Below are 12,231 nucleotides of genomic sequence, written 5' to 3'. Positions count from 1 at the left end.
CTTATATTCCGTTTTGGTATATCCTTATGCTATAGATTACAGGATTACACCCCAACGGAGGTGAGTGCAGTGAGAAGCCCTATCGTTCAACATTTCTTTGATGAGCCCACCAATACGTTCAGCTACGTGGTCCGTGACCCTGATAGTCAGGCTTGCGCCATTCTCGATTCGGTACTCGATTTTGACTACGCCTCAGGCACTACCGATGTGCGTTCTGCAGATGAGATTATTGAGTATGTGCGCTCAAATGGTTTGAACGTTGAGTGGATTTTGGAAACTCACGTTCATGCGGACCACCTTTCCGCTGCGCCATATCTTCACGAAAAGCTCGGTGGTAAAACCGGAATTGGTGCCCACATCCGGGATGTACAGGAAATTTTTGGTAAGGCGTTCAATGCGGGCACTGAATTTGCCCGTGATGGCAGCCAGTTTGATCGTCTTTTCCAGGATGGAGATAGCTTCGCAATTGGTGGCCTTGAATGTCGCGTTATGCACACCCCTGGCCACACACCCGCCTGTTTGACCTATGTAATAGGTGACGCAGCCTTTGTGGGCGACACCTTGTTCATGCCTGATTACGGAACTGCACGCTGTGACTTTCCGGGTGGTGACGCTCGTGTGCTCTTCCAGTCGATTCGCAAAGTGCTGTCACTGCCAGCTCAAACCCGTATTTTCCTTTGCCATGATTATAAAGCTCCGGGCCGGGAAGAGTATGTGCACCAGACAACTGTGGCAGAGCAGCGAGAGGCCAACATTCACGTGCACGATGGCGTCAGCGAAGACGAATTTGTGAAGATGCGCACTGAGCGCGACGCGACGCTTGATATGCCGCGGCTAATTCTACCTTCCGTGCAGGTAAATATGCGGGCAGGTGAGATGCCACCAGCGGAGGATAATGGCCAGGTGTACCTGAAAGTGCCGGTCAACTTCTTCTGAGTGCCGAATGAACTTCAAACGCTATCTGCCTTTTCTCCAGTGGGCGCCCGAATACGGTCGTAACCAGGCTTCCAGTGATCTGGTGGCTGCGGTTATTGTAACCGTGATGTTGATTCCGCAGTCACTGGCTTATGCCCTGCTGGCAGGATTGCCTGCACACGTAGGCCTGTACGCCAGCATTCTGCCGCTGATGATCTACGCCATCTTCGGCACAAGCCGCACACTGTCGGTGGGGCCGGTGGCGGTAGTCTCCTTGATGACCGCCGCCGCACTGGCGCCACTGGCAGAAGCCGGAACTCCGGAATATCTTGCGGGGGCGGTTTTGCTTGCCGTTATCTCCGGGTTAATGCTCACGCTGATGGGGATTCTCAGGCTCGGTTTTCTCGCCAACTTTCTCAGCCACCCGGTAATATCCGGTTTTATCACCGCCTCTGGCATTGTGATCGCCGCCAGTCAGCTCAAGCATATTTTCGGCGTGCAGGCATCGGGGCAAAACCTGTTGACGATTACCCAGTCCCTGATTCAGTCGATCGGGGGGGCCAATATACCCACGCTGTTAATTGGTGCCGGTGCCTTGCTGTTTCTGATGTTTTCCCGGAAACATTTGAAGCCTCTTTTGGTTCGTTTTGGTGTGGAAACACGGCTCGCCGACATCATTACAAAAACAGCTCCGATTCTCGCAGTAGTGGCCACGACACTGGTTGCCTGGCTCCTGCAGCTTGATGCTCAGGGCGTTCGGTTGGTTGGCGTTGTGCCTTCAGGCTTACCCGAGCTGACAATGCCACCACTGGATTGGGAACTTTGGCAGCAGTTGGCTGCCAGTGCCTTGCTGATCAGTATTGTGGGCTTTGTGGAGTCAGTGTCTGTGGGGCAGACACTGGCTGCTAAACGGCGCCAGCGTATTGATCCCGACCAGGAGTTGATTGGCCTGGGAACCGCCAACCTTGGCGCAGGCTTTTCTGGAGGCATGCCGGTCACCGGTGGCTTCTCCCGCTCCGTGGTTAATTTTGACGCAGGCGCAAAAACTCCCGCTGCCGGTGCCTATGCGGCAATCGGGATTGCATTGGCAACCCTGTTCCTGACGCCTGCAATCGCTTATCTGCCGCAGGCCACGCTGGCTGCAACGATTATTGTTGCTGTCGCCTCGTTGATCGATTTGCCTGCTCTGAAGCGCACCTGGCGCTATTCCCGGGCCGATTTTGGCGCCATGCTCGCAACCATTCTGCTGACGCTTGCCCATAGTGTTGAGGCGGGCATTACAGCAGGTGTGTTGATGTCTATGGGGTTGTATCTTTATCGAACCAGTCGCCCCCATAGCGCCGTTGTTGGACTGGTTCCGGGTACGGAGCACTTCCGGAATGTTCTTCGTCACGATGTGGAACTGTGCCCGGAGGTGACCTTTCTGCGGGTGGATGAAAGTCTGTATTTCGCCAATGCACGCTTTCTTGAAGAAACAGTGATGGCGCTGGCCATTCGGAAGCCAGAGACGAAAGATCTGGTGCTGGTGTGCCCGGCAATCAGCCATATCGATGCGTCTGCTCTGGAAAGCCTGGAGGCGATAAATGAGCGTCTGAAAGACGCAGGTGTGCGGTTGCACTTCTCTGAGGTGAAAGGGCCAGTAATGGACCGTCTCAAGGACACCCAGCTGCTGTCTCATCTGGGTGGAAAAGTGTTCCTCAGCACCTTTGAAGCATGGCAGTCTCTCACCAATAGCTGCATTAATTCGGCGTCCGGATAACCTGGATCATTAGCTGTCGGGTGGGTTCGGCCGTTATTATTGGGCATGTTCCGAGCTATTGTAGGCGTGCTTCACTATGGGGATGACCGATAACCTGCTCTCAACCGGGCTGTGGTATCTAACACTGGCCGCGTTCCTGCTGATTCTGCTTCAGGCGGCCCGTTCGGTGCGTTGGCGTGCGTTGCGCTCCGACAATGCGCTGCAACATTCCTTTTTTGGAGCGGCAGTGGCGCTGGGCTTTATCTGGCAACTGCGAGCGGGGATCTATCCCGGGCTGGCGATCCACATCTTTGGTATCACAGTCGTCACCTTGATGCTGGGCTGGGGGCTGGCCGTACTCGCCGGGCTTTTGGCCTTGGTTATTACCGTGATAACGGGCCGTGAGCCACTCGTGATGTTTGCCGCCAACGGCTTGGTGACCGTTATGATTCCCGCTCTCGTCACCCAGGCCATCATGCTTTGGGAAAGGCATCGGGATTTCAGTAATTTTTTTGCTTACATCTTTTTTTGTGGCTTTTTCGGGGCGGGTATTTCGGTGGCCGCTGCTGGTGTAATGATGTGCGCTATGCTCTGGGCCAGCGGAGTCTATGAGTTTTCAGAGCTGGTTCACGGTTACCTGCGCTACCTCCCTCTATTCATGGTTCCAGAGGGCTTTGTGAATGGTGCGGTTGTAACCGGCATGATGGTGTTTCACCCGGACAGGCTTACAACGCTGGATCAGCGACGCTATCGATAGGTAATCCGCGCCAGGGATGTTTAGAGTTACCAGCCCGATTCGCTATTGCGCGCGATATTTCAATTGCGCCAGCGAGAGTGCTTTTGCAGTTTGCGTTGCAGGGTTCTCCGGTGCATGTTCAAAGCCCTGGCGGTGGCGGATACATTACCTTCGTGCTCATTGAGTACCCGCTGAATGTGCTCCCATTCCATTTCTTCCACCGAAGGTGGTTCGGGGCGGAGCTCCGGTGTGATTGCCAGAGCGTCAAAGCCGCTAATGAGCTGACTAACGGTAACCGGCTTGCATAAATAGTTGATTGCTCCGCGGCGCATGGCCTCAACCGCTGTGGCAATACTGCCGTACCCCGTGAGTACCAGAACGTCCAGATCAGGCTGTCGGTGAAGCAGTTCGGGCAGAAGTTGCAGGCCGCTCTCGCCGGCAAGATTCAGATCCAGCACACACCGGCTGAAGCTTTGTGTACTCAGAGTGCCAAGTGCTTCGGCCTGGGAGGTGGCTATAGCAGCTTCAATGCCTTGGCGCTTCAGGGCGCGCTGAAGCACCTCCAGAAACGCTGTGTCATCGTCAATAAGTAACCAGGTTTTATTGGTGGTCACGTGCTACTCCTGCTGTCTCGGCTGCAGGCAGGTCGATGACCATGGTTGTTCCTTGCTGGTCAACGCGGGCCTTCAGCGTGCCTCCCAGGCGCTGGATGGTTGCGTTGGTAAGAAAGAGGCCGACGCCCATGCCATTTTCCGAGCCAACAATCTGTTCGCCCAGGCTTTTCTGAAAGTCATCTTCCAGGCCGTCGCCGTGGTCTTCCACCACCATTTCAATCCGGTTGTTTTCAGCGCAATGAACACTAACGGCAACCCAGGATGGGCTGGCGGTTAGCGCGTTTGCCAACAGGTTCAAAATGGCCTGATCCAGGGTGGCATCCACCGCTACCTGGCAATCCGGAACCACCCCGGGCCAGTCGATGGGTGCAGCAGGCCATAAGAGCGTTGCTGACTCTTTCAGCCGTGCGATCCAATCCTTGGCCGTAAGCGTTTCCAGCTGAGCAGTTTTTGCCTGTACTGCCGCGCTGGAAAGTTGCTGAAGATGTTCACTGCAAAGAACGAGTTGTTTCTCCATCAGCCTCAAGTCATCCGCAAGACTCGGGTCGGGGAAAGCGGAACGGATCTCGTCGACCAACAGGGTCATGGTGTTTAAAGGGGTGCCGAGGCGATGGGCAACGGCGGCTGCAGAAAGCCCCATGGAGATGATCTGTTCATCGCGCAGGCGCGTTTCCCGGATGCTTGAAAGCTGCTGCTGTTGCTGGCCTAGCCGCCGTGCCAGAGCGCCAACCACCAATAGCAGAATTGCAGCCGTCATGGCGAAGGTCACCCACATACCCGCGAGGTGCAGTTGGGCCAGATTGGCATCGTGATGTTCATGGGTAATGGGGGTGTGCCAGATAATCAGAGTCGTATAAACGGCGATTCCGGCCAGGGTCAGGGCCATGCTCTGGCTCAGGGGAACCAGAATGATCGCGACCGCTATAGGCAGCAGTAACAGGGACACAAGAGGATTGGTGTAGCCGCCGGTGAGGAAAAGCCATCCGCCAATCAAAACCAGGTCAAGAGCAAGGCCAGCGCTGACACTGATGGCGGATTGCGGTGGCCGACGAGTAAACCAAAGCCAGCCAAGAACCGCGAGAACCCCATAAAACAGGCACAGTATGAGCGCTTCTGCCCCGTACGCCAGGGCAATAACGGTCTCTGCTACCGCCAGCGCTACAAGCTGAAGACCGGCAACGGCCAAACGCATGCCCAGCAGGTAGCGGGCAGCTTGTTGAAAACCGGTTTGAGAGTGCGTGAGCCATTCCATGCGCTGGATTCTAGCAGGGCCGGGTGGGCAGCGGGGCTGCGGTCAGGTGCTTTTGTTAAAATAGTTGATAGGTATCAAACCGGGTAGTAACAGGCCAGGTCCTGGCTGATCACGTCGCCGGTCAGCTGCAGCGGATTCTCGCGTAGGTCAAAGCTCTGAATCGCGGCCTCAGGTGAGACCCCCTGCCTGTGTGTGTTTGTGCCGCGGAGTCGGTCTGGTTGATAAACACTGTTCCGGCCATTGGGGAAAAGAGCCGCGTAGGCGATACCGGCTTCTACCAGGTCCTGAAAAAAATGTGAGCCGTAAGAAAGATCCGGCACCATATCGCCGTCCATTTCTGCCACTTCAACCAGCACGGCCACGCCCGCAATGTCCGCAAAACGAACTGGCACGCCCAGTTCGGGGCTGCTGGTGCCCCACCGGCCCGGGCCAATCAGCATGGTTTTACTATTGTTCATGCGCACCTGCTCGCCTACCCGGTTGGCAACTTCGTAGCGTTGGCTCACGCTGAGCTGTTTATAAACGGCAGCATCCACCCGGATAACGCGCTGGATTCCCAGGTTGATATTGCCCCCCATAAAGTGTCCCAGGGTGCGGAACAGAAGATTCTGTGCCGGTATTTCCTCGGGTATTGCAACGGCCGTGGTTTCGCCGATGGTTGCCAGCGGCCTGCATTGCACCAGGTTAAAGGCCGGTTCTCCGGCAGTGTTCAGATGCAGGGTGAATTCCACGTCCACCGGGTGGTTATAGCCTGCTTCGAGGGTTTTCAACAAGCTGGAGAGGCGGTCCACGAAAAGACCATTGCGTACCAGGGGTTGAAAGGTCAGGCGCCATACCGGTGTTGGCAAATTCAGCTCCCGAGCTCGCCTGCTGGCGAGCTGGTCTATTTCACCCAAGTGGCTCAACGGCAGGTCGGAAACCTCCTGTGTGAGCTGGCTTAACGGGCGGGTGGCTAATTCGCCTTCTCGCAGATCCAGTACATCCAGTAGATGCTGGGAGAACTTGTAGCTTTCATCCTGATTGCGGAAGGGCTGGCGGCGAGGGTAATCCAGCGCCATCACGCAAGCGTGGTCGCCTTCAATCCGATCAACGGCACGGGTGCCCAGCCCCATAACCAGCCGAACCATGCCAGCAGCCGGGTCCATATCGGTATCCCAGGCAAAGGTATTGCGAGAAACACCAACGCCCGCGGCATCTGGCATGTAGTAGCGGCCATGGAAGCGACCATTGACTCGCTGGATCAGCAGCGCCATGGGTTCTTCCCGCTGGTCGAGACCGCGTTGCTTGCGGTATACCAAGGCATCGTCGCTCATGGTAGAGGCATAAACCTGGCGAATGGCGTCCTCCAGAGCGCCAAGCCGATGCTCTGGAGCGCCCTGATTGATCACAAAAACGCTGTCGTATTTGCCGGCAAAGGCGTTGCCAAAACCATCTTCCTGCAGGCTGCTTGAGCGCACCAGAATGGGATATTGCCCGTAATGATCCAGCAGCCGTTCCAGTTCACTCCGGATTTCCGGTGGGAATTCGCCTTCCAGTAAGCCCTGGCGCAATGTCGCCGCTTCACTGAAGTACCCCTCGGGTGCGCGCTGGCGCATGATTGCTGGCCACAACCCATTGTGTACGAGAAAGGCATAGTAGGCGTCTGAGCCAAGATAACGGGAATCGTGGGGTTCCAGACTTTCCTGCCAGATATCGGGCTGATTGGTGAGCAGGATGCTGCGCGCGATCAACATGCCGGCAGCCTTTCCGCCGATGTACCCGCTGCCGATCATTCGTGCGCGTATTGCGAGCAGGTCCTCAAGGTTCAGATAGTTTCTGGCCAAATCCAATATGCGCGAATCCCGGCTGATCAGTACATTCAGCACGCGTTCGTGAATAGCGGCAGCCTGATCTTGATTATCATCTTGCATGGCACTGGTAACCTGCATGAACAGACGATCCCAGTAATCCAGAAGCGGTTGCCGATGTAGCTGCGCCACTTCCAGACCGGCTTGTAGCCGGGTGGCATCGCTGCTGTCAGAGACAGGCAGAAAACGACCATCGCGCTCTCGGTGTGGCAGAAACATGGTGGGGGATTGGCGACACCAGGCTTTGATCGGCTGGATCTGTACATCGTCCTCCAAACGGTGCACATCCACCATTACCTGGGTTGTCTGCCGGATGCGATCCAGTGTGGTGCGGGAGTGCCGATCCGGGTAAAGAGCAAACCAGGCGACGGTATCCAGTTCGAAGAGGAAGGGGCAAACCACCCGGAAAAAATTGCCTACCATGGCGTCGGTGGCCCAGGCGTTGAGCAGATCGCTCAGGCAATCGCACACATAGAATGCGCCGCGCCCATGTTCTTCAATCAGGCGCCATACTCTACCGGTGAAAGCTTCAAAGCCATCCAGAGCATCGACGTTTTCGGTGTGGATGTTGGCGTTTGCAGAAACCAGCGGGGGATGCTGGCCAAAACGCAGATAAATGATACGGCGCCCGGCGGACGCCGCAGACTCGATAAATGGAGTAACGAATCGGCGGTAGTCGTCCAGATCGCTGACTCTCCAGACCACATTATCGCCAATTCTCAGGCCATCAAGAACGTCATCCAGCCCCGGGAGGCCGGTGGAAACCCGGCTGTTATCCTGTGAGTTTCCGCCGTTCCCGCTCAAGAGCCTTACTCCATAATCAGATAACGCCCATAGACTGCATAGCGCGGGCGACCTTGATAAAGCCGGTTACGTTGGCGCCCAGTACGTAGTTGCCTTCCGAGCCAAACTCAGCTGAGGTTTCATAGCAGCTCTTGTGGATATCAATCATGATGTCCTCAAGGCGCTTCTGCGTGTAGTCGAAGGACCATGAATCACGGCTGGCATTCTGTTGCATTTCCAGAGCAGACGTTGCCACACCGCCGGCATTGGCTGCCTTGCCCGGGCCGTACATAATCTTGGCCTGCTGGAAGATGGCAATCCCTTCCGGCGTGGTGGGCATGTTGGCGCCTTCAGCAACTGCAATACAGCCATTTTCAACCAGAGTTTTTGCGTCGTTGGCATTCAGCTCGTTCTGAGTGGCGCAGGGCAGTGCGATATCGCAAGGAATGGACCAGATGCTGCCGCCCTTGACGTATTTCGCGTCTTTGTGGAACTCGGTGTAGGCGCTGAGGCGCCGACGATCCACTTCCTTGATCTGCTTCAGAGCAGCCAGGTCGAGACCTTTTTCATCCACGATGATGCCGCTGGAATCGGAGCAGGCAATAACCTTGGCACCTAGCTCGTGGGCTTTTGCAATGGCGTAGATGGCGACGTTACCGGAGCCGGAAACAACCACTTTTTTGCCTTCCATGGAGTCGCCACGGGCTTTCAGCATCTCATGTGTGAAGAACACGGTGCCGTAGCCAGTTGCTTCTGTACGTGCACGGCTGCCGCCCCAGTCGAGGCCTTTGCCGGTAAGTACGCCAGACTCGTAGCGGTTTGTGATGCGTTTGTACTGGCCAAACATGTAGCCAATTTCGCGCCCGCCCACGCCAATGTCACCGGCAGGTACATCTGTGTACTCACCAATGTGACGATACAGCTCGGTCATCAGGCTCTGGCAAAAACGCATGATTTCGTCGTCTGAACGACCTTTGGGGTCAAAGTCACTGCCGCCTTTGCCGCCGCCGATAGGCAGGCCGGTCAGGGCGTTTTTGAAGATCTGCTCGAAGCCCAGGAATTTGATAATGCCCAGGTATACGGATGGGTGAAAACGCATGCCGCCCTTGTAGGGGCCCAGGGCACTGTTGAATTCCACGCGGAAGGCGCGGTTGATGTGGATCTCGCCTTTATCGTCCTGCCAGGGCACGCGGAAAATAATCTGGCGCTCTGGTTCGCAGATGCGCTGAATAATCTTCTTCTCGGCAAATTCCGGATATTTCACCAGAACGGGCCCCAGAGTCTCCAGAACTTCGTGTACAGCTTGGTGGAACTCGTTTTCACCCGGATTGCGGTGCAGAACGTCTTGGTAAATCAGTTCCAGTTTCTCATCAAGTCGGGCGGTCATAGAGTCTTCCTCATTTCGGTTCTTGCTTATTGCAGGAAAGTGGAAAGGATGGTGGAAAAATGGGGCGGTGATTTGACCATATTGCGGCAGGTTTGGCAAGCGAGCCCCTGCGGTAGGGGGCTGACGGCATACCCCCATAGAGATGCGGCATTGTGTCTCACGCGCTGCGGCGGCTGCCTGTTTATCATTCCCGGACACGTTTGTTCTACAGATTAATAGGTGGAAACGCCCCCGGGGAAGCAGTTGCATGAAAGAACCAGTATTTGCGAAATGCGCGTGGATCGCGGCTTTAGGACTCGCAGGAATACCTGCTCTCGCGCTGGCGCAAGCCTCCGGGGATAGCCTTGTTATCCGGGTAACCGAGGGGCAGGTAGCTGAAAAGACTTCTACGGTGCTGGCAAGTGAGCCGGTCAATCGGCTCGCCTCAGACCCCGCGGTCTCACTCTCCCGGATGGGCGGTCGCGGTCTGGAACCTTTGGTGCGCGGGCAAAGTCAGGAAAGAGTGGATGTGCTGCTGGATGGCATTCGGGTGGAAGGCGCTTGCCCCAATCGCATGGACCCGCCAACGAGTCGCCTGAGCAGCGCGCTGGCACCGGCTCTGGAAGTCCGAACTAACAACCGCACCCTGCGTTGGGGCCCCATTGCCGGCGGGCAGGTGATTGCCACTACCGCAGAGCCTCGGTTCAATGGCAGCGCGACCACCGGCCAGGTAACGGTTGGAGGGTCAGATAATGGAAACGGCAAGCTGGTGAATGCGGCAGCGGCCGTGGGCAGTGAGGCGGCCTGGTTAAGACTGTCTGGCGGATATGATGAAGCGAACGATTACGAAGACGGTGATGGCAACAAAGTACGTAGCGCCTACGAAAATGCCGAAGGCCGCGCCGACGCTACCTGGACGGCGGAGACTGGTTTCTTCATCAAGGCCATGGTGAGCCGGCAGGAAGAAAGCGATGTGAAATACGCCGGTTCCGGTATGGATGCACCGCAAACCGACACAGATATTTACCGCATGGAGATCGGTTCTCCGGTAGCAAAGGGCGAGTGGAGCTTGCTCGCGTGGCAGGCCGATGTGGATCACATCATGGATAACTTCAGCCTGCGCCCGGCTGGCATGATGAAGATGCAAACGGATTCCATCACCGAAACCCGAGGCCTGCGTTTTACGCTCGATCAAAGCCCGAACAGCGTAATCGATTGGGCCGTGGGTGCAGATCTTGAGGCAAACGACTGGGATGCCACACTGTTCAACGTCAGTAACCCTATGCCAATGACGGTTTCACTCATGTGGCCGGGTGTAGAGCGTGAACGTGCCGGGATATTTGCTGAGGGCTTTCGGCGCATTGCCCGTGACATAAAAGTGGGTGCGGGCCTGCGTTACGACCGTGTGGAAATGAGTGCCACCAAAGCGGACGATGTGGCGAGCATGGGTATGACTCCGGCCATGCTTTACCAGAGTGCATACGGTACGGCGGATGTAGACGTTGAAGATAACAACGTGAGCGGGTTCGTATCTGGCGAATGGCGCCTGCCACAGAACCAGGCGCTAACCCTGACTGGCAGCCGCAGTGTGCGCAGCCCCAGTGTTACGGAGCGCTACCTGGCGCGCAATACCATGGGCGACAGCTGGATTGGCAACCCAGGTCTGGATACTGAAAAGCATTACAAGCTGGAGTTAGCCCTGAGTGGCAGCAAAAACCAGTGGAACTGGAAGCCAGTTGTATGGGTCGATCAGGTGGATGATTTTGTGCTGCGCTACAAAGAAACGCAGGCTCAGTGCGTCAAAGCTAACGGTTGTACTCGCTACAAGAACATAGATGCTCGCTTGTTGGGTGTTGAGGCAGTGATTGGATGGACCGACGGCACCTGGAGCAGCAGCAGTGCCTTGGCGTCGGTTCGCGGCGAAAACCGTGATGATGATAAAGCCCTGCCACAGATTCCCCCGGTTCAATTTGTGCAAACTTTGGGCTGGCAGGCGATGGGCCATAGCATTGAGGCCGAATGGCAGCTTGCCCGCCGTCAGGATCGTATCGATCCCCAATCGGGGCTGGATGCGGGGGTTTCGCCCGGGTATGGCGTTTTCAACCTTTCCGGTAGCCATCCGTTAATGGAGTACCTCACCTTTAATTGGGCTCTGGATAACCTGTTTGATAACACCTGGGCGCCGCACGTGAGCCGCGCAAACACCGATCCGTTCAATCCTGACGCGATCCGTGTGAATGAGCCGGGGCGCACCTTGCGAGCGGCATTGACGGCCAGGTGGTAAACCTTGCAATGGCGGTTGCCCGCTACTCATAGCCGGCGGGTAACACTTTGCCCCATGCAGGATAAACTCCCAGCGTGGGGTTTTTTTATTCTCAAGAGCCCGGGGCTGAAACGTTGCCGGTGTTTCGGGCTATGCTTGAATTGTGCAGGCGGATAACGGGTACGAGTGGGTTGAAAGGTTAGCTGCCCGCCCAGTAACGCTGCATTTTCATAAACAGGAACGAAGCGCTCCAGGTAATTAGTACCAACCCTGTGAGCCCTTCGATTCCGGTCAGAAAACGCAGTGCGCCCAAGGGTTCGATATCACCATAGCCAACGGTGGTGAAGGTGCTGAAAGAAAAGTAAACGCAGTCGAGAAAGCTGCCGTTGAAGTTGCCTTCCAGCGTGCCCCATGTATCGGCGTGGTGCATGAAAAAATAGGCTGCTGCAAACACCCACACCTGTGCTGTGTGGGCCAGCAACACACCCAGAACGGCAGTGACCAGGCGCAGATGGTGTTGGCTGTGCATTATTTTCAGTAAGGCGCTCAGCCGCACAAGCGCCTCGCGGTGCATAAACACCACAACCACTACAATGAAGGCGTTGATGATTGTGGCACTGAGCAGGTTGGCATAATCTTCTGAGAACAAACGTATAGAACTCCTGAAGGTACTTTTTATAGCAATTCGTTTATAGCAATCCGGAGGTGTCTTTCAGA

Annotated in this window: 9 protein-coding genes; 4 read left to right on the top strand and 5 right to left on the bottom strand. The window is 56.0% G+C overall.

Features of this window, described 5'->3' with window-relative positions; translation table 11 throughout:
* The first annotated feature begins 69 nt into the window (after positions 1-69).
* The 3 genes from Q0824_RS12410 to Q0824_RS12400 all read left to right on the top strand — a co-directional run bounded on the left by Q0824_RS12410 (position 70) and on the right by Q0824_RS12400 (position 3,410).
* On the top strand, positions 70-936 hold the full coding sequence (locus Q0824_RS12410) for an MBL fold metallo-hydrolase (RefSeq protein WP_298450989.1): 867 nt from the start codon (positions 70-72) through the stop codon (positions 934-936).
* A gap of 7 nt (positions 937-943) precedes the next feature.
* Positions 944-2,674 carry a sulfate permease gene (gene sulP, locus Q0824_RS12405; RefSeq protein ID WP_298450986.1) on the top strand — a complete coding sequence of 577 codons (1,731 nt, stop codon included), beginning with the start codon at positions 944-946 and terminating at the stop codon, positions 2,672-2,674.
* A gap of 76 nt (positions 2,675-2,750) precedes the next feature.
* Entirely contained in the window at positions 2,751-3,410 is a 660-nt protein-coding gene (locus Q0824_RS12400) for an energy-coupling factor ABC transporter permease (protein ID WP_298450984.1), read from the top strand.
* A gap of 59 nt (positions 3,411-3,469) precedes the next feature.
* Here the strand turns inward: Q0824_RS12400 and Q0824_RS12395 are convergent, their stop codons facing one another.
* From Q0824_RS12395 to gdhA, 4 genes are all read right to left on the bottom strand, one after another.
* Positions 3,470-4,003, bottom strand: a complete 534-nt coding sequence (locus tag Q0824_RS12395; RefSeq protein WP_298450981.1) for a response regulator — start codon at positions 4,001-4,003, stop codon at positions 3,470-3,472.
* Entirely contained in the window at positions 3,990-5,255 is a 1,266-nt protein-coding gene (locus Q0824_RS12390; RefSeq protein WP_298450979.1) for a HAMP domain-containing sensor histidine kinase, read from the bottom strand. The genes Q0824_RS12395 and Q0824_RS12390 overlap by 14 nt, the downstream gene beginning before the upstream one ends.
* A 74-nt stretch (positions 5,256-5,329) precedes the next feature.
* The gene (locus tag Q0824_RS12385) at positions 5,330-7,906 is read right to left on the bottom strand and encodes a PEP/pyruvate-binding domain-containing protein (RefSeq protein ID WP_298450975.1); all 2,577 of its coding nucleotides are present in this window, start codon (positions 7,904-7,906) and stop codon (positions 5,330-5,332) included.
* Positions 7,907-7,922: 16 nt separating this feature from the next.
* Positions 7,923-9,272, bottom strand: a complete 1,350-nt coding sequence (gene gdhA, locus Q0824_RS12380) for an NADP-specific glutamate dehydrogenase (protein ID WP_298450972.1) — start codon at positions 9,270-9,272, stop codon at positions 7,923-7,925.
* A gap of 247 nt (positions 9,273-9,519) precedes the next feature.
* Between gdhA and Q0824_RS12375 the strand changes: the two genes are divergently transcribed.
* A complete protein-coding gene (locus tag Q0824_RS12375) occupies positions 9,520-11,535 on the top strand; it encodes a TonB-dependent receptor (protein ID WP_298450970.1) in 2,016 nt (671 codons plus the stop codon).
* Between the two features lie 178 nt (positions 11,536-11,713).
* Here the strand turns inward: Q0824_RS12375 and Q0824_RS12370 are convergent, their stop codons facing one another.
* The gene (locus Q0824_RS12370; RefSeq protein WP_298451662.1) at positions 11,714-12,139 is read right to left on the bottom strand and encodes a potassium channel family protein; all 426 of its coding nucleotides are present in this window, start codon (positions 12,137-12,139) and stop codon (positions 11,714-11,716) included.
* Between the last annotated feature and the right edge of the window lie 92 nt (positions 12,140-12,231).

The sequence above is a fragment of the uncultured Marinobacter sp. genome (genome assembly GCF_947488835.1).
Classification (GTDB): Bacteria; Pseudomonadota; Gammaproteobacteria; order Pseudomonadales; family Oleiphilaceae; genus Marinobacter.
Note: the sequence above shows the minus strand (reverse complement) of the source record. Positions and strands in the feature narration are given on the sequence as shown.

Coding starts and splice junctions, on each gene's coding strand:
- gdhA (WP_298450972.1), bottom strand. CDS start 9,272: ATGACCGCCCGACTTGATGAGAAACTGGAACTGATTTACCAAGACGTT.
- Q0824_RS12400 (WP_298450984.1), top strand. CDS start 2,751: ATGGGGATGACCGATAACCTGCTCTCAACCGGGCTGTGGTATCTAACA.
- Q0824_RS12390 (WP_298450979.1), bottom strand. CDS start 5,255: ATGGAATGGCTCACGCACTCTCAAACCGGTTTTCAACAAGCTGCCCGC.
- Q0824_RS12375 (WP_298450970.1), top strand. CDS start 9,520: ATGAAAGAACCAGTATTTGCGAAATGCGCGTGGATCGCGGCTTTAGGA.
- sulP (WP_298450986.1), top strand. CDS start 944: ATGAACTTCAAACGCTATCTGCCTTTTCTCCAGTGGGCGCCCGAATAC.